The following is a 15,667-nucleotide window of genomic DNA, read 5'->3' as shown; positions in this document are numbered from 1 at the left end:
CTCCTTACCCTTGCATCGCCTGCCAGACCCGCGAGGGCGAGACCGGCATATCGATATGGGTGACAGTGTGCCCGCCCGATTGCAGGGCGTCGATCACGGCGTTGACCACCGAGGGCGGCGAGCCGATGGCCCCCGCCTCGCCACAGCCCTTCACCCCCAGCGGGTTGTGCGTGCACGGCGTCTGGCAGGAATGGTCGACCGCGTAGAACGGCACGTCATCGGCGCGCGGCATGGCGTAATCCATGTAGGAGCCGGTCAGCAACTGCCCGCTCTCGTCATAGACGCACTGTTCCAGAAGCGCCTGGCCGATGCCCTGGCCGATCCCGCCATGCACCTGCCCGTCGACGATCATCGGGTTGATGATATTGCCGAAATCGTCCGCCGCCGCGAACCGCTCCACCGTGACCTTGCCGGTCTCGGGGTCCACCTCCACCTCGCAGGCATAGGCGCCCGAGGGGTAGGTGAAGTTCGCCGGGTCATAGAACGCCGTCTCCTCCAGCCCCGGCTCGATCTCCTCCAGCGGGTAGTTATGCGGCACGTAGGCCGCCAGCGTCACGTCGCCCCAGGCCACCGACTTGTCGGTGCCCGCCACGCTGAACTGGCCGTCCTTGAACTCGATATCGGCCTCGCTGGCCTCCATCAGGTGCGCGGCGATCTTCTTGGCCTTGTTGATGATCTTCTCGGTCGCCCGCACCATGGCCGACCCACAGACCGCAAGGCTACGCGAGCCATACGTCCCCATCCCGAACGGGATCTTCGAGGTATCGCCATGCACGATGTCGATCATGCCGGGATCGATCCCCAGCATCTCGGCCACCACTTGCGGGAACGCGGTCTCGTGCCCCTGCCCGTGGCTATGCGCACCGACCATCACGCTGATCGACCCGGTGGCATTCACCCTGACGGTCGCGGCATCATACAGCCCCGCCCGTGCACCAAGCGCGCCCACCAGCGCCGACGGCGCAATCCCGCAGGCCTCGATGTAGCAGTTCACACCGAAACCGCGCAGCTTGCCGTTCTTCTCGCTCTCGGCCCGCCTCGCGGCAAAGCCCTTCACGTCGGCGATCTCTTCCAGCTTGTCCATGGTCGCCACGTAATCGCCGGTGTCATACTCCACGGCAACCGGCGTGGCATAGGGAAACTCCGTGATGAAGTTCTGCCGCCGCAGCGCGATCGGGTCCACCTTCAGCTCCCGCGCCGCCTTGTCGATGACGCGCTCGATCTGGTAGGTCGCCTCCGGCCGTCCGGCCCCGCGATAGGCATCGACGGGCACGGTGTTGGTAAACACCGCCTTCACGTTCACGTAGATATTCGGCGTCTTGTAATTGCCGGCCATCAGCGTGCCGTGCAGATAGGTCGGCACACAGGGCGCAAAGGTCGACAGGTACGCGCCCATGTTGGCATAGGTCTCGGTGCGCAACGCGGTGAAGTTGTTCTCCGCATCCAGCGCCAGCTCGATCTTCGTCACGTGATCGCGGCCCTGCGCATCGGAAATGAACGCCTCCGACCGGCTCGATGTCCACTTCACGGGGCGATTCATCGCCTTCGCGGCAAAGGTCACGAAGGCTTCTTCCGCATAGTGATAGATCTTCGAACCAAAGCCCCCGCCCACATCCGGCGCAATCACCGTAAGCTTGTGCTCGGGAATGCCCAGCACGAAGGCCCCCATCAGAAGGCGGATCACGTGCGGGTTCTGGCTGGTGGTATACAGCGTGTAATCGTCGCCCGCCCGGTTATAGGCGCCCACGGCCACCCGCGGCTCCATCGGGTTCGCCACAAGCCGCTGGTTCACCAGCTCCAGCGTGGTGACATGCGCGGCGCTTTCGAACGCCGCATCGGTCGCCGCCTTGTTGTCCTCCACGAAGCCCCAGTCGAAACACAGGTTCGACGACAGGTCGTCATGCACCTTCGGCGCGCCGTCCTCCAAGGCCGCCTTCATGTCCATGACCGCCGGCAGGTCCTCGATATCGACCTCGATCGCCTCGGCCGCATCCCTTGCCTGCTCGCGCGTCTCGGCCACCACGGCGGCGATCGGGTCGCCCACATGCCGTACCTTGCCCTGCGCCAGAACCGGGTGCGCCGGCTCCTGCATCGGCTCGCCATGCTTGTCGGTCACCTGCCAGCCGCAGGGAATGCCGCCCACGCCCTCGAAATCCTTGCCGGTGAAAATGCGCAGCACGCCGGGCATCCCCTCCGCCGCCGCCGTATCGAGCCCGGTGATCTTCCCATGCGCCACGTCCGAGCGCAGGAAATGCACATAGGCCTGACCGGCCACGTTGATATCATCGGTGTAATTCCCGGTTCCCGACAGGAACCTTACGTCCTCGCGCCGCTTCGTCGCGTCGCCTATGCCGCCATCCTTGGGCATGATCTGTCCTCCCTGAATAACTGAAACCCGTCCGTCCTCGTCACGAGGCGCGCCGCAAGGCGCGACGAGCCCGCCCTACTCGGCGGCGATCTTTGACGTATCCTGGCCGGCCGCGGCCATGATCGCCTTGACGATGTTGTGATACCCGGTGCACCGGCAGATATTCCCCTGCAGGTACGAGCGAATCTCCTCCTCGCTCGGGTTCGGGTTCTTCTCCAGCAGCGCCGCCGCCGTCATCACCATGCCCGGCGTGCAGAACCCGCATTGCAACCCGTGGTGATCCTGGAACGCCTGCTGCACCTTGTTCAGCGTGCCGTCATCCGCGGCCATCCCCTCGATCGTGGTCACCTCCGCGCCCTCGCATTCGGCGGCGAAGATGGTGCAGGCCTTCACGTCGCGCCCATCCACATGCACCACGCAGGCGCCGCACTGGCTGGTGTCACAGCCCACATGCGTGCCGGTCAGGTGCAGGCTCTCCCTCAGGAATTCGACAAGCAGCGTGCGGCCTTCGATCTCTCCGGTCGCTGGCTTGCCGTTCACGGTCATGCTGACCTGTGGCATCTGGCTCCTCCCAAAAATGTTTTTGCAATCGACAGGTTGGAGTTAAACACGCGGCCCCCCGCTTGAGAAGAACGTTTTTTGTGCACTCGCGCCCGCCTGCCGACGATTGCGGGCGACGGGCCCGGGCTCAATCATTCACCCAATGGGTTGACTGATAGAGGCTGACGGGTTATTCACCCATATGGTTGAACAAGAATCGCACCAACGACTGACCGAGATCTTCAAGGCCGCCGGCGACCCCACCCGCCGGGCCATCCTGACGCTTCTGGCGCAGGAAGGTCCGCTCCGGGTCACCGACATCGCCGGGCATTTCGACATGAGCCTCAATTCCGTCTCCAAGCACATCAAGGTGCTCGAGGCGGCCGGGCTTGCCACGCGCCGCACCGAATGGCGCGAGCACCTGATCGAGATACGCACAGAGGAACTCGCCCTGGTCGACCGCTGGTTCCGCGACCTCCGTTCGATCTGGGCCCTCCGGCTGGAGGCGCTCGACACCCTGCTCACCGGAAAGGACGACACATGACTGCCACCGAGAAAGACCTCACCCTCACCGTCGAACGCGTGATCGACGCATCCCCCGAGAAACTATTCGACGCCTGGCTCGACCCCGAAACGATGAAACGCTTCATCTGCCCGTTCGACACTACCGTGCCCACCGCCTTCTCCGACGCCCACGAGGGCGGCCGCTTCGAGGTGATGATGCGTGTCAACGGCAAGGACCTGCCCCACACCGGCACCTACAAACTCATCGACCGGCCAAATCGCCTCGTCTTTACCTGGGAAAGCCACGCCTCGCGCGACGACAGCGAGGTCACGCTCACCTTCACCCCCGGCACCGGCGGCACCCATGTCAAACTCACGCAGGTCCGCTTCGTCGGCGAAGACCAGCGCGAAGGCCACCGCAAGGGCTGGACGTCCATTCTCGAGAAACTGGCGGCCGTCGCCTGATCCCGGCGCCGGGCGGTCCGCCGCCCGGCCCGCCTGACCGCTCCGCCTTACCCGGCCGGCTTGCGCTGGCGCGGCTGCGGCCGGGTCGGAATTTCCTTCAGCAAACCGCCCACCCCCATCGCCGCGATATCCGCGCTCGTCACCGCGATCCCGCAGGCCACCCGCGACAGCACCCAGTCGGCCCCGTGCAGCACCGGCGACCGCGCGCTGTTCGGCAGCCCGATCACCGGCTTGCCCTTCAGATCGCCAAGAAACAACAGGTTCCCCGGATCGACCGGCATCCCGAACCGCTCCACCCGACCCCCGGCCAGCCGCAGCGCGGCCGGCGCCGTATCCTCCGGGTCCGACGTGGCCGACCCGGTCAGCACCAGCACGATCCCGCCCTTCGCCGCCGTCAACGCCTCCGCTAGCGCATCCTCGTCATGCGCCACGCTCACCGTCTCGGCCAGCACCATGCCCAGCCCCGACAACCGCGCCTCGATCGCCTCGACACCCTTCTCCCCCGGCCCGCCCGGAATATCCGTCAATATCAGCGTCGCATCCTCGAAGGCCGGCTCCGCCAGCCGGATCGCCCCGCGCGCCGCCTCCGCCGCCTCGCGCACGGCGCTTTCCGCCACGGCGTAAGAGATGATCTTCACCGTCGCCACCATGCCGCCCGCGTGGATCTGCCGATAGGGTGGCACCGTCGCCACCGTGATCATCGGGTCCACCGCATTCGCCGCGTTGATCCGTTCCGCCTCCAGCAACACCACCCCCGGGCCATCGGCCACAAGGTTCACCCGGCCGGTGAACGGCGCACTCAAATGCAGCCCCTCTGCCCCGTCATGGATCGCCCCCGCCAGCATCTCCGCCGCGTCATTTTCCGACAGGTCCCCCGCATCGGGCCGCGCCACCGTCACCTCGGCAATCCCGGCCTCCGCCAGTTTGCCAAGGTCCGCCGCCCCCAGCACATGCCCCTTCTTCAGCCGCCCCCCGGGCAGCTTCAGCGAATGGGCCAGCATCGCGCCCGCCGCCTCCGCCACGGGCACCGTGCCGAACTTCATCCGCCCTGCCTCAGCACCTGGGTCATCTGCGCCAGGATCGCCACGGCAATCTCCGACGGCCCCGCCGCCCCGATATCGAGGCCGATCGGCCCGTGGATCCGCGCGATCTGCTCGTCGCTCAAGCCCCGCTCCTTCATCCGCTCCACCCGCTTCGCATGGGTCCGCGTCGACCCCAGCGCCCCGATATAGAACACGTCCGACCTCAGCGCCTCCTCCAGCGCCGGATCATCCAGCTTCGGATCATGGGTCAGCAGCACCAGCGCCGTCCGCTGGTCGAGGCCGAAGGCCCGCACCCCCTCGTCCGGCCACTCGTGCAGCACCGTCTCGCCCGGAAACCGCTCGGCACTGGCGAAGCTTTCCCGCGGGTCGATCAGCAGCGGGTCATACCCGGCAATCCGCGCCATCGGCACCAGCGCCTGCGCGATGTGCACGGCGCCGACGATGATCAGCCTGAGCGGCGGGTTGTGAATCGCCACGAAGGTCTCGCCATCCTCCTCGAACCCCGACCGATCCATCCGGAACCGGTCTTCATACCCGTCCCGGACCAGCCGGCGCTCGGCGTCCAGCCCCGTCACATAGGCCACCGGCACCCGCCCGTCGCGGGCAATGGTCAGGTCTTCCAGCACCTGTTCGGGCATGACGCTGCCGATGGGCTCCACCAGAACCCGGATCGTCCCGCCACAGGCCAGCCCCACGGCAAACGCATCGCCATCGCTCACCCCGTATTCCAGCATCACCGGCTTGCCTTCCTCGATGGCGTCAATGGCTTCCGCCACCACCGCCCCCTCGACGCAACCGCCCGAAACCGACCCCTCGATCTCGCCCGCCCCGGAAATCGCCAGCTGGCTGCCCACCCGGCGCGGGGCGCTGCCCCATGTCTCGACCACGGTCGCAAGCGCCGCGCCCTTGCCCTCCCGGTGCCAGGCCAGCGCGGTTTCGGGAATGGTGTCGAAGCGGTCCATGAGAGCCTCCTTCCAGCGGGCCCAATATGGAGACGCGGCCAGCGGGGTACAATGAAAAACGCCCGACCCTTCCGGGACAGGCCCCTTGCCGGAGGCCCCGCAGCACGGAGATCGGCCGCCTCGCCGCAATGGCCGCCTGGCCCTTCATGGACATGACCACGAAACGCCTACGCGGCATTTGACCGTCGGCAAGGAATTGCGGCCTCGTCCAGCAGTGCCGACCTTGCATCCGCAAATCGGCAAAGGCCAAATTGAAACATGCCACAGGCTTCTCTAACGTCCTGTTCAATAAGTTCGGAGGACGTTTTCTTGACGGGCGTTTGGCGACCAGAGCGTCGAAACAGAAGAATTGGAACCAAGGCGTCAGGGTTTTCCAAGTCCAACGACATGCGAATACCAGAAAGCTGGGTGGACAAGCACGGGAACTACACGCTCCACTTTGAACGGCTCGAGACGCCTCGTGTTGAGAATGTCACGTTCGGCGAATGCAAAATGAAGTTTCTCTACGAGACACCCCGCAAAGGGTTCTCTTACGGATGTTCACCCGCGGACGTTGCTAAATTGCTGACAGTCGTTTCCAGCCTTGTCCCAGCTTTTCCGGACATAGTCGCGTTTCGACAACCCACCAGAAAGCAACATCAGCAAAACCCGGTTTGGGGCCGTTTTCTGTATTGCGCAGAATTTGCTGAGCAGCACGGAACGGCAATTGTCGTAGAAGCTCAAGAACTGGGATCGCCGCTAAAATGGTCAAAACGAATGACTTTGGATGACCGCGCAGAGTATGAACGTCTCCTTCGCGACGGGCACGTCTTTGTCGAAACCAAGCGATACCAAGTGGCAAAGCAGACCGAAGAAGCGGTGCGGAACACGATACTCTATCGTACTTTCCTGCACGAGCTTGGGCACCTGGCTGACTATCATCAAAAGGTTCTTGATCACCAATCGGCGCTCGACCTCGATCAGGATGTCGCGGACAGTCTCTACTTTTCCAAACCAACTTCAGAACGCGAAGCCTTTGCGCACAGGTTTGCAGAAGAACTTAGGGAAACGCTACTCGAACGCGGCGCGATACCGTTTGAACCTCAGCCTTCCGCATAAGCGGAGCCTCGATCCTGGGGTTTCAACGTCCGCACCGCCCCGCACAGCCAACATTCCAGACAAAAACACCCCCGCAGTTTCCTGCGAGGGCGCCAACGCAAGACCCATGGCACCTTATCCTCCAAGCGCCTTGCCCCCGGAACGGCCGCCCCTTTCGGGACGGCCGCCCTTGGCGAACGCCGCAGCCCTCACTCGGCCGCGACACGCGCGGTCCTGCCCAGGGGACGCTCCGGGAGGACAAAGGCAACGGCGATGAACCCGAGCCCCAGAAGGATGCCCAGCACATCGCCGCGCAGCCCGATCAGCCCGTCATAACCGGCATCCGGCACCGTCCCCAGCGTCAGCTTGGCGCCCTCCAGCAGGCCCCAGGCCTCCCACGCCGGATAGGTCACCATGTAGGCCGCAGCCCCCAGCAACCCGCCCGCCACGAAGAACAGCGCATCCCGCCGCCCCGTGGCCGCCGCCGCAACGCCGGTGCCCGGGCAATAGCCCGCCGCGGCCCAGCCCGCGCCCAGCATCAGCCCACCGATGAAGACGCCGGTATAAACCGTCTTCACATCCATGTGGCCCACATCGACCAGCCCGGCCATCTGGCCCGCGAACATCAGGACAGAGCCCGTGCCGATGGCCAGCAGGATGGTCTTCATCAGGTGCAGATGCTTCAGCGACAGCATCTTCCCGATCCAGTTGGGGTTCGTCGCCCCGATCCGGTCAAGCACGGCCCCGAACGCCGCACCGATCACGATGGCAAAAATGATGGTACTCATGGCTCAGCCCTCCTTGCTGTACATCATCATGGAAACGGGGATCGCGGCGAGAAAGGCGCCGGCAGCGAAGATGTAGCCCGAGAGCGATGTCTGCATCATCCCCGACATCATGTGCCCCGAGGTGCACCCCCCGGCCAGCCTCGCGCCGTAAAGCACGATGAACCCGCCGGCGAAGGCCACGGCATAGCGCTTCCACGGCGTATCCCCGAAATTGGCTTTCCAGATCGCCGGCAACCGGCGCTCCTCGCGCCCGATCCCGCCGCGCAGCAGCGCCGAGCCCGCCGCCCCGGCCATCATCGCCAGCACGAAGACGAAGCTGTAGTTCAGCGGGTTGGCCGCGTTCTTGGCGTATTTGGCGCCCGACTTGGCCAGGTAGGCGTTGGTCGAGGCATAGCCCTCGTCCGTCTGCGTGATCAGGTCCGGGTTGGCGACATCCCCGATCATCGCGTCGAAAATGACGAACTGCGTCGACACCCCGATGGGTTTGACAAGCAGTACCGCCGCAAAAAAGACGAGCCCCAGAAGCAGCCCGCCGGTTTTCCAGTTGAGTGGCATGGTCGTGACCTCATGTCCGATTCATTTATATTCATGTTCGTGAATATAACTACTGGCTATCCCTTTGCATTGATCCACGTCAATTTGCCGCAGAGGCCGCGCGGCACAAAAAAAGCCGCGGCCGGTTTCCCGACCGCGACTCCAGGCTCTCCGGGGGGCGTGACCCCGGATGCCGGCTTTTACCCGCCGTTCAGAAGCGGCGTGATGTTGCGCACGGCGGCGCGACGGTTCTCGCGGATGTCACCGGTCTGCTGCACCTTCAGGTCCGATTCACCGTAGCCCTGAACGATCAGGTTCGACGCCGGCACGTTGAAATACTCGGTCAGCGCCAGCGCCACCGATTCCGCCCGGCGGTCCGACAGCGCGAGGTTGTAGGCGGCGCGGCCCACCGTGTCGGTGTGCCCTTCCACGAGGAACAGCTGCTGCGGGTTCTCCTCGATCGCCTGCCGCATCGCATCGCCAAGCGCTTGCAGCTCCTCGGCCTCTTCCGGCTGGATCACGGCCGAGTTGGTCTCGAAGTTGATCGAGTCGAGCGAGATCACCGGCACCTGGTTCCGCACCACGTTGATGTTGCGCACCTGGTTCAGCGAATAGGCCCGGTCCGTGCTGCCGCCCTGCGCGGCCAGCGCGGCGCGCAGCTGGTCGGTCTCGCCGGGGTTGTAATCGACCGACTGCGCCTGGTTCTGCTGCAACCGCGTGACATCGACCTGCTGGTAATCGCGCGTATCGTCGATCAGCACGATCTCCTGCCCGTCGGGCCGGATCAGCACGCGCTGCAGGATCGCACCGTTGTTCGACCGCACGGTCACGACACGGCTGCCATCCTCGTGGTCGATGATGGTGCGGGTCGACCCGTCGCTGTAGGTCTCGGTCTCGACCGTGCTGCCCGGACGGCGCAGAAGCGCGTTGTCGTCGCGGATCACGCGGTACTGGCCGCCATCCTCGACAACGATCCGGTCGCCGGTGTTCGACACGACCTGACCGCCGCCCTGGAAGGACTGGCCGACAAGGTAGGCGCCCACCAGCCCGACGGCGGCGGCACCCAGCACCTCTTTCAGATCGTCGTCATCGTCATCGGCCTGCGCGGCGGCCCGGGCATTGGCACGGGCCTGGCCCGAAATATCCGTCTCGAACTCCTCGTTCGACGACCGTGCCTGTTCCTCGGTCACGGTCTCCTGGGTCCGGTCCAGAAGCTCGCCCACGCCGCTCAGCGCCGCGGCACCGGTATCGGCGGCGGTCTGCGCGGCCTGCTCGGCCTGCTGTTCCGCGCTCAACTGTTCGACATCGTCAACCTCGGCCTTTTCCATCGCCTCCTCGACGACTTCTTCCTCGACCTCGGCATTGGCATTGGCCGCTGCCTCGGCGTTGGCATCGGCGTCGGCATCCGCAGTCGCGTTGCCATCAGCAGTATCATCCACCGTCGCGTCGGTATCGGCAGTCGCCTCGGCCTCGGCATCCGCGTCGGCATCGCCACCAAGCGAGTTGCGCAGCTTGTCGAGCGCATTCTCGTCCTCGGCCGCGCCGCCGGTGTTCTCCTGCGCCTGCTCCGTGCTCTCCTCGACGTTTTCCTGCGCCTCTTCGACGGCTTCCTCGACGTTCTCCTCCGCCTGCTCAGCCGTATCCTGCGCGTTCTCCGTCGTGTCCTCGGCCGTGTCCTGCGCGTTCTCCGTGGCCTCTTCGGCCGTGTCCTGCGCGGTGTCCGTGGCCTCATCCGCGGTCTCGGTCGCCTCGTCGACAACCTCCTCGGCGTTCTCCGTGGCCTCCTCGGCGGTGTCCGACGCCTGGTCGGCCACTTCGCCGGCATTGTCCTGTGCCTGGTCGGTCACCTCTTCGGCATCGGCCGCGGTCTCGAGCTGCTCGCGCAGGTCCTCGGCCTCCTCGGTCGCGCCCTGCTCGGCGGAATTATCCTCCTGCGCCTGCTCGGCCTCGGCCTCCTCGGCCGGCTCGTTCTGCGCTTCCTCTTCTTCGTCCTTCTTCAGACCAAGCGCGTCGCCAAGTGCATTGGCATTGGTATTGGCCTCCGCCTCGCCTTCCAGCGTGATGCCGGTGGTGCTGTTCTCCGCGCTCTGGGCGATCGCGCCGTGCGGTGTCGCCAGCCCGATCACAACTGCGAGAGCCGTTGTCGATTTCAGCCAATTGCGTTTCATGTCTGCTCCTTCGATCTTTTTTCACAGGCCACGGAAAGCCCGCGTCTGCTGGGGGGTAGTCGTGTATGCACAAGAAACGCGCAGACTGCGAAAAGGTTTCTGGGCCCTACCGGATTTCGGACAGCAGGCGCGATTTCTCGCCCATGTCGTCGGGCCGCGAGATCACCCGCGCCAGTTCCTCCAGCGTGGCCACCGAATGACCGGCCCGGAAACTGTCCACATGCGGCAGCATCGCCGCGATGCCCCGCGCCTTGGGCGCGAATTCGTCCCACCGCAGAAGCGGGTTCAGCCAGATCAGCCGCCGCGCCGACAGGTGCAGCCGCTCGATCTCGCGCCCCAGTAGCTCGGGGTCGTCCCGGTCCAACCCGTCGGTGATCAAGAGCACCACCGCCCCCTGCCCCGTCACCCGGCGTGACCAGTCACGGTTGAACGCATGCAGGCACGCCCCGATCCGCGTGCCGCCCTCCCAGTCCTGCGCCTGCTTCCCCGCCGCCGCCAGCGCCGCATCCACGTCCCGCGTGGCCAGGTGCCGGGTGATATTCGTGAGCTGCGTGCCAAAGGTGAACGCATGCACGCGCGCCCAGCCCGCCCCCTTGTGATTGGCCACCGCGTGCAGGAAATGCAGCACCATCCGGCTGTACTGGCTCATCGAGCCGGATATATCGCACAAGACCACCAGGTTTGGCCATTTCGGCCGCGGCTTCTTCAGATGGATCCGCCGCATCTCGCCCCCCCGCCGCATCGCTGCCCGCAAGGTCTTGCGATGGTCGATCCTGTGGCCGGTATGGCTCGCCATCCCCCGGCGCGAGGCGAAGGGCTTCACCGGCAGGGTCAGCCGCGCCAGCATCCGCTTGGCCTGCGCGATCTCCTCGGTGCTCATCTGCTCGAAATCGAGCGTCCTGAGCCGCTCCTCGGTGGACATGGTGAGCGAGGCATCGACCTCGATCTCCGTCTCTTCGCCCTCCTCGTCCTCCCGCTCGGGCGCCTCCCGCTCCACCCCGTCCAGCAACGCCTCCGCCGCCCGCTTCTGCGCCGCCTCCGCCGCCCGCTCCTCCTGCACCCCGCGCAGGGCGGGCAGCATCATCGCCATCATGTGCTCCATGTACCGCGGATCGCGCCAGTAGAGCCGGAAGATCTGCGCATAAACCGCCCGATGCTCGGGCCGCGACGTGAAACAGGCCCGCAGCGTGTAGAAGAAATCGTCGCGCGAGGTGAACCCCGCCGCCTCCACCGCTCGTATCGCGTCGATCACCCGTCCCGGCCCGGCGGGCAGGCCCGCCTTGCGCAAGGCCCGCGCGAAATGGGTGATGTTATGCGACAGCCGCGGCGTCTCCGGCAGGTCGAGCGGCGCGATTTCAGGCATCGCTTACGTGGGGGCGCTGCCCCCACCCCTGGGCTCCGCCAGTTCGCAGGCGAAACGCGCCCCCGGCGCGTTTCCGGGAAGCCTGCTCACCCCCCGGGATATTTTTCCCAAGAAGAAGCATCAGGCCGTGTCCACCAGTGGCAGCGCCTCGTCGAGAGCAAGCGGTTGCCTGTTCCGGAAAGCCGCGACCACCTCGATCTGCCCGATGATATGCGCGTTGAACGCCTCCAGCTCCTCCGCAGGCACCCAAAGCTCTTCATGGTCGCGCCCACCGGCCTGTTGAACCGGGTATCTCGCCTCCATCTCCTCCGAGACCTCGAAGCGCGTCACGAAGCCCACGTCATCCGGCGGCGGCCGGACCGAGTTCCAGTCGCGCGCGATCTTCTCGGCGTACTCCAGGGCGGTGACCGGGTAGAAGATCGGTTGTTCCGGCAGGCGCGGCGGCCAGGCCCGCCAATCGGCGTCGCGCACCAGCTGCAATTCCTTCAAACCGGTCGGGCGCCAGAGGATCATGCCGGCTCCAGCCCCGCCTTCGCCTCGTCGAGGATGCGTTTCGCCTCCGACCCTTGAAGCCGCTGGATATCGTCCTGGTACTTCAATATCGCCCCCACCGTGTCGGCAATCACTTCGGGCGACAGGTCGATCACGTCCAGCGCCAGCAGGCACTTGGCCCAGTCGATCGTCTCGGCCACGCCGGGCTTCTTGAACAAATCCTCGGTGCGCAACCGCTGGACGAAGGCCACCACCTCGCGGCTCAACTGCTCCGCCGCCTCCGGCGCGCGGGCCTGCAATATCTCGATCTCGCGCTCGAACGTTGGGTAATCCACCCAGTGATAAAGACACCGCCGCTTCAGCGCATCATGCACCTCCCGCGTCCGGTTCGAGGTCAGGATCACGATCGGCGGCTCGGGCGCCGCGATCGTCCCCAGCTCCGGGATCGTCACCTGGAAATCGCTCAGCGCCTCCAGCAGGAACGCCTCGAACGGCTCGTCCGTGCGGTCGAGCTCGTCGATCAGCAGAACCGGCGCGCCGCCCGCCTGCGGCCGCATCGCCTGCAAGAGCGGCCGCTCGATCAGGAACTCCTCGGTGAAAAGCTCATCCGTCAGCCTTTCCCGGTCCACCCCGCCCGCCGCCTCCGCCGCGCGGATGGCGATCATCTGCTCGGCGAAGTTCCATTCATAGACCGCCGAGGACGCATCCAGCCCCTCGTAACACTGCAACCGGATCAGCCGCCGCCCCAGCCCCGCCGCAATCGCCTTGGCGATCTCGGTCTTGCCGACCCCGGCCTCGCCTTCCAGGAACAGCGGCCGCCCCAGCGTCAGCGACAGGAACACCACCGTCCCCAGCGCCCGGCCGCAGACATAGCCCTGGCGCGCCAGCATGGCCTGCACGTCGTCGATGGTGGAAATGGCCATCATGGAAACCCTCCGCACTGGCCTCTCTACCTGCAACGCCGCCCCCGTTCCGTCAAGAGAGAGCACCGCCGCAGGAACGCCGCCCGATCGCCCCGAACCCTCTTGGATTTTCCAAACTTTCGCCCAACTTCCCTCCTAGATCACGGGCCTGGACAAGCCGTGAAAAGCGGCGGAAGACGCCGAAACGTCGAAGGACCGAGCAGGATGCAGGACAGGACATTCCCGACCGAAACCGATCTCAGCGGCCTGGCATGGGGCGACTGGTCCGAGCGGATGCACGACATCGCCGGCGATGACGGCTTCGCCGAGCGGCTGGGCGACCGCCACACCGCCGTCTTCATCGAGAAGAAACCCGTCCTGCTGGTCAACTTCGAAAGCTTCGACGCCATCCGCGACCGCTCCGAGGCCGCCCACCCGATCGGCTGGGAAATGATGAAGGCGCTCGGCTGGTCCCAGCTCACCCTCGTCTCCGACGGCGACACCTGGTTCCGCGACCGCCACGTCACCGGCTTCTTCGACCGCCTGATCGACGACGGCTTCTTCGAGGAGTTCGAACAGGTCCTGTTCTACGGCGCGGGCCCCGCCGGCTATGCCGCCGCCGCCTATTCCGTCGCCGCCCCCGGCGCCAAGGTGCTGGCCCTGCAACCGCAGGCCACGCTCGACCCCCGCGTCACCGACTGGGACGACCGCTTCCGCCACATGCGCCGCACCGATTTCACCTCGCGCTTCGGCTATGCCCCCGACATGCTGGATGCCGCCGACGAGGCCTTCATCGTCTACGACCAGGAGAACGAGCTCGACGCCATGCACGCCGCGCTCTTCACCCGGCCCAACGTCACCAAGATCCGCGTCCGCTTCCTCGACCTCAACATCGAGACATCGCTTCTGCGGATGAAGGTGCTCTACCGGATGCTGGCCCAGATGAGCGCCGACAAGCTGACGCTCACCAACACCGCCAAGCTGCTGCGCGCCCGGCACAAGGACGCGCCCTACCAGTTCACCCTGCTCCGCCACCTCCAGGCGCAGGAGCGGCACGGCCTCGTCATCCACCTCTGCAACGACGTGCTGCGCCGCCGCAACGCGCGGCCCTTCCGCAAGGCCATCAACCACGCCGAGGCCCAGCTCGGCATCCGCCAGAACCCGCCCGCCGAAAGCCACGCCGTAACCGGGCCGGAGGCCGTGGCCGACACCGGCTCGGGCACCGTGGCCGACACCACGATCGACACCGCCCCCGACACCGAAACCGACATCGGCCCCGACACCGCCGCCACCGGCTGACGCACCCTCTGGCCCTGCCCGCCGCCTTTGTGTAAAGCCGGGCCATGACCGACACGCTCACCCTCGCCCGCCCCGACGACTGGCACCTGCACCTGCGCGACGGCGCGATGCTCTCCGCCGTCTGCCCCGAAAGCGCCCGCCACTTCGCCCGCGCGATCATCATGCCCAACCTCGTGCCTCCCGTGGTCACCGGCGCCGAGGCCGCCGCCTACCGCGAGCGCATCCTCGCGGCCCGCCCCGAAGGCAGCACCTTCACCCCCCTGATGACCCTCTACCTCACCGAGGACACCGACCCGGCCGACGTGGTGCAGGCCCATGCCGACGGCATCGTCACGGCGGTCAAGCTCTACCCGGCCGGCGCCACCACCAACTCCGCCTCGGGCGTGCGCGATTTCGACAAGGTGCGCGGCGTGCTCGACGCCATGGCCGAGGCCGGCATCCCCCTCTGCGTCCACGGCGAAGTGACCGACCCCGAGATCGACATCTTCGACCGCGAGGCCGTCTTCATCGACCGCGTGCTCGACCCGATCCGCCGCGCCACGCCCGGTCTGCGCGTGGTGATGGAACACATCACCACCGGCAACGGCGTCGATTACGTGCGCGCGAACGACACCAACCTCGGCGCCACGATCACCACCCATCACCTGATCATCAACCGCAACCACCTGCTCGTGGGCGGCATCCGGCCGCACTACTACTGCCTGCCGGTGGCCAAGCGCGAGGAACACCGCCTCGCGCTCCGCTCTGCGGCCACCTCGGGCGATCCGCGCTTCTTCCTCGGCACCGACAGCGCCCCGCACGTGGACGCGGCCAAGGAAACCGGCTGCGGCTGCGCCGGATGCTTCACCGCCACCAACACCATGGCCCTCCTCGCCCACGTGTTCGAGGAGGAGGGCGCCCTGGACAAGCTCGAAGCCTTCGCCTCCCGCAACGGCCCCGGCTTCTACGGTCTGCCGGTGAATGACGCCACGCTCACCCTCACCAAATCCGACAAGCCCACCGCCTTCCCGTCCAAGATCGACACCGGCGACGGGCCCGTAACCGTCTTCGACCCGGGCTTCGACATCTACTGGCAGGTCGCCGGCTGACCGCCTGGCCGCTTGATCTCAACCCGCCCCGGCGCTAACCCGGCTCCATCCCGACCCCCACGCGAGACAAACCC

Annotated in this window: 15 protein-coding genes; 5 read left to right on the top strand and 10 right to left on the bottom strand. The window is 66.1% G+C overall.

Going from position 1 to position 15,667, the window contains the following annotated elements:
- Positions 1 to 4 precede the first annotated feature (4 nt).
- Together QUV18_RS06045 and QUV18_RS06040 are read right to left on the bottom strand one after the other, a co-directional pair.
- Positions 5 to 2,368, bottom strand: a complete 2,364-nt coding sequence (locus QUV18_RS06045) for a xanthine dehydrogenase family protein molybdopterin-binding subunit (protein ID WP_300892529.1) — start codon at positions 2,366 to 2,368, stop codon at positions 5 to 7.
- A 75-nt stretch (positions 2,369 to 2,443) separates the two neighbouring features.
- A complete protein-coding gene (locus QUV18_RS06040; RefSeq protein ID WP_300892528.1) occupies positions 2,444 to 2,929 on the bottom strand; it encodes a (2Fe-2S)-binding protein in 486 nt (161 codons plus the stop codon).
- A 181-nt stretch (positions 2,930 to 3,110) separates the two neighbouring features.
- Here QUV18_RS06040 and QUV18_RS06035 point away from each other — a divergent pair, with 181 nt between their 5' ends.
- Both QUV18_RS06035 and QUV18_RS06030 read left to right on the top strand, forming a co-directional pair.
- Positions 3,111 to 3,452 carry a metalloregulator ArsR/SmtB family transcription factor gene (locus tag QUV18_RS06035; RefSeq protein WP_300892527.1) on the top strand — a complete coding sequence of 114 codons (342 nt, stop codon included), beginning with the start codon at positions 3,111 to 3,113 and terminating at the stop codon, positions 3,450 to 3,452.
- Positions 3,449 to 3,877: an SRPBCC domain-containing protein gene (locus QUV18_RS06030; protein WP_300892526.1), complete on the top strand. Its 429-nt coding sequence runs from the start codon at positions 3,449 to 3,451 to the stop codon at positions 3,875 to 3,877. Before QUV18_RS06035 ends, QUV18_RS06030 begins: the two co-directional genes overlap by 4 nt.
- A 47-nt stretch (positions 3,878 to 3,924) precedes the next feature.
- On the opposite strand, the gene QUV18_RS06025 is transcribed toward QUV18_RS06030, so the two are convergent.
- On the bottom strand, positions 3,925 to 4,920 hold the full coding sequence (locus QUV18_RS06025; protein WP_300892525.1) for a molybdopterin-binding protein: 996 nt from the start codon (positions 4,918 to 4,920) through the stop codon (positions 3,925 to 3,927).
- Positions 4,917 to 5,882, bottom strand: a complete 966-nt coding sequence (locus QUV18_RS06020) for an XdhC family protein (RefSeq protein WP_300892524.1) — start codon at positions 5,880 to 5,882, stop codon at positions 4,917 to 4,919. Before QUV18_RS06020 ends, QUV18_RS06025 begins: the two co-directional genes overlap by 4 nt.
- Positions 5,883 to 6,374: 492 nt before the next feature.
- Here QUV18_RS06020 and QUV18_RS06015 point away from each other — a divergent pair, with 492 nt between their 5' ends.
- Complete coding sequence (locus QUV18_RS06015; protein WP_300892523.1) at positions 6,375 to 6,980, top strand: hypothetical protein; 606 nt, start codon at positions 6,375 to 6,377, stop codon at positions 6,978 to 6,980.
- A gap of 188 nt (positions 6,981 to 7,168) precedes the next feature.
- Here QUV18_RS06015 and QUV18_RS06010 read toward each other — a convergent pair whose 3' ends face one another.
- The 6 genes from QUV18_RS06010 to QUV18_RS05985 all read right to left on the bottom strand — a co-directional run bounded on the left by QUV18_RS06010 (position 7,169) and on the right by QUV18_RS05985 (position 13,230).
- Positions 7,169 to 7,747: a DUF6691 family protein gene (locus tag QUV18_RS06010; protein WP_300892522.1), complete on the bottom strand. Its 579-nt coding sequence runs from the start codon at positions 7,745 to 7,747 to the stop codon at positions 7,169 to 7,171.
- 3 nt (positions 7,748 to 7,750) lie between these two features.
- The gene (locus tag QUV18_RS06005) at positions 7,751 to 8,323 is read right to left on the bottom strand and encodes a YeeE/YedE thiosulfate transporter family protein (RefSeq protein ID WP_300892666.1); all 573 of its coding nucleotides are present in this window, start codon (positions 8,321 to 8,323) and stop codon (positions 7,751 to 7,753) included.
- A 158-nt stretch (positions 8,324 to 8,481) separates the two neighbouring features.
- Positions 8,482 to 10,449: an OmpA family protein gene (locus tag QUV18_RS06000; protein WP_300892521.1), complete on the bottom strand. Its 1,968-nt coding sequence runs from the start codon at positions 10,447 to 10,449 to the stop codon at positions 8,482 to 8,484.
- A gap of 106 nt (positions 10,450 to 10,555) precedes the next feature.
- Positions 10,556 to 11,812, bottom strand: coding sequence for a VWA domain-containing protein (locus tag QUV18_RS05995; protein WP_300892520.1), 1,257 nt, complete (start codon positions 11,810 to 11,812; stop codon positions 10,556 to 10,558).
- A gap of 120 nt (positions 11,813 to 11,932) precedes the next feature.
- A complete protein-coding gene (locus QUV18_RS05990) occupies positions 11,933 to 12,325 on the bottom strand; it encodes an ADP-ribosylation/crystallin J1 (RefSeq protein WP_300892519.1) in 393 nt (130 codons plus the stop codon).
- The gene (locus tag QUV18_RS05985; protein ID WP_300892518.1) at positions 12,322 to 13,230 is read right to left on the bottom strand and encodes a MoxR family ATPase; all 909 of its coding nucleotides are present in this window, start codon (positions 13,228 to 13,230) and stop codon (positions 12,322 to 12,324) included. Before QUV18_RS05985 ends, QUV18_RS05990 begins: the two co-directional genes overlap by 4 nt.
- 201 nt (positions 13,231 to 13,431) lie before the next feature.
- Here QUV18_RS05985 and QUV18_RS05980 point away from each other — a divergent pair, with 201 nt between their 5' ends.
- Positions 13,432 to 14,505 (top strand): phosphoadenosine phosphosulfate reductase, encoded by a 1,074-nt coding sequence (locus tag QUV18_RS05980; RefSeq protein WP_300892517.1) that lies wholly within the window; start codon positions 13,432 to 13,434, stop codon positions 14,503 to 14,505.
- 44 nt (positions 14,506 to 14,549) lie between these two features.
- The gene (pyrC, locus tag QUV18_RS05975; RefSeq protein ID WP_300892516.1) at positions 14,550 to 15,593 is read left to right on the top strand and encodes a dihydroorotase; all 1,044 of its coding nucleotides are present in this window, start codon (positions 14,550 to 14,552) and stop codon (positions 15,591 to 15,593) included.
- Positions 15,594 to 15,667 lie beyond the last annotated feature (74 nt).

Origin of the sequence: Roseovarius sp. (assembly GCF_030373445.1) — a bacterium.
Lineage (GTDB): Bacteria > Pseudomonadota > Alphaproteobacteria > Rhodobacterales > Rhodobacteraceae > Roseovarius.
The sequence above is the reverse complement of the archived record's forward strand: the minus strand, read 5'-3'. Positions and strand labels throughout refer to the sequence as shown.

Bases quoted from the DNA above. Each gene is read 5' to 3' on its own strand.
- QUV18_RS06045 (WP_300892529.1), bottom strand. From the start codon at position 2,368: ATGCCCAAGGATGGCGGCATAGGCGACGCGACGAAGCGGCGCGAGGAC.
- QUV18_RS06040 (WP_300892528.1), bottom strand. From the start codon at position 2,929: ATGCCACAGGTCAGCATGACCGTGAACGGCAAGCCAGCGACCGGAGAG.
- QUV18_RS06035 (WP_300892527.1), top strand. From the start codon at position 3,111: ATGGTTGAACAAGAATCGCACCAACGACTGACCGAGATCTTCAAGGCC.
- QUV18_RS06030 (WP_300892526.1), top strand. From the start codon at position 3,449: ATGACTGCCACCGAGAAAGACCTCACCCTCACCGTCGAACGCGTGATC.
- QUV18_RS06025 (WP_300892525.1), bottom strand. From the start codon at position 4,920: ATGAAGTTCGGCACGGTGCCCGTGGCGGAGGCGGCGGGCGCGATGCTG.
- QUV18_RS06020 (WP_300892524.1), bottom strand. From the start codon at position 5,882: ATGGACCGCTTCGACACCATTCCCGAAACCGCGCTGGCCTGGCACCGG.
- QUV18_RS06015 (WP_300892523.1), top strand. From the start codon at position 6,375: ATGAAGTTTCTCTACGAGACACCCCGCAAAGGGTTCTCTTACGGATGT.
- QUV18_RS06010 (WP_300892522.1), bottom strand. From the start codon at position 7,747: ATGAGTACCATCATTTTTGCCATCGTGATCGGTGCGGCGTTCGGGGCC.
- QUV18_RS06000 (WP_300892521.1), bottom strand. From the start codon at position 10,449: ATGAAACGCAATTGGCTGAAATCGACAACGGCTCTCGCAGTTGTGATC.
- QUV18_RS05995 (WP_300892520.1), bottom strand. From the start codon at position 11,812: ATGCCTGAAATCGCGCCGCTCGACCTGCCGGAGACGCCGCGGCTGTCG.
- QUV18_RS05990 (WP_300892519.1), bottom strand. From the start codon at position 12,325: ATGATCCTCTGGCGCCCGACCGGTTTGAAGGAATTGCAGCTGGTGCGC.
- QUV18_RS05985 (WP_300892518.1), bottom strand. From the start codon at position 13,230: ATGATGGCCATTTCCACCATCGACGACGTGCAGGCCATGCTGGCGCGC.
- QUV18_RS05980 (WP_300892517.1), top strand. From the start codon at position 13,432: ATGCAGGACAGGACATTCCCGACCGAAACCGATCTCAGCGGCCTGGCA.
- pyrC (WP_300892516.1), top strand. From the start codon at position 14,550: ATGACCGACACGCTCACCCTCGCCCGCCCCGACGACTGGCACCTGCAC.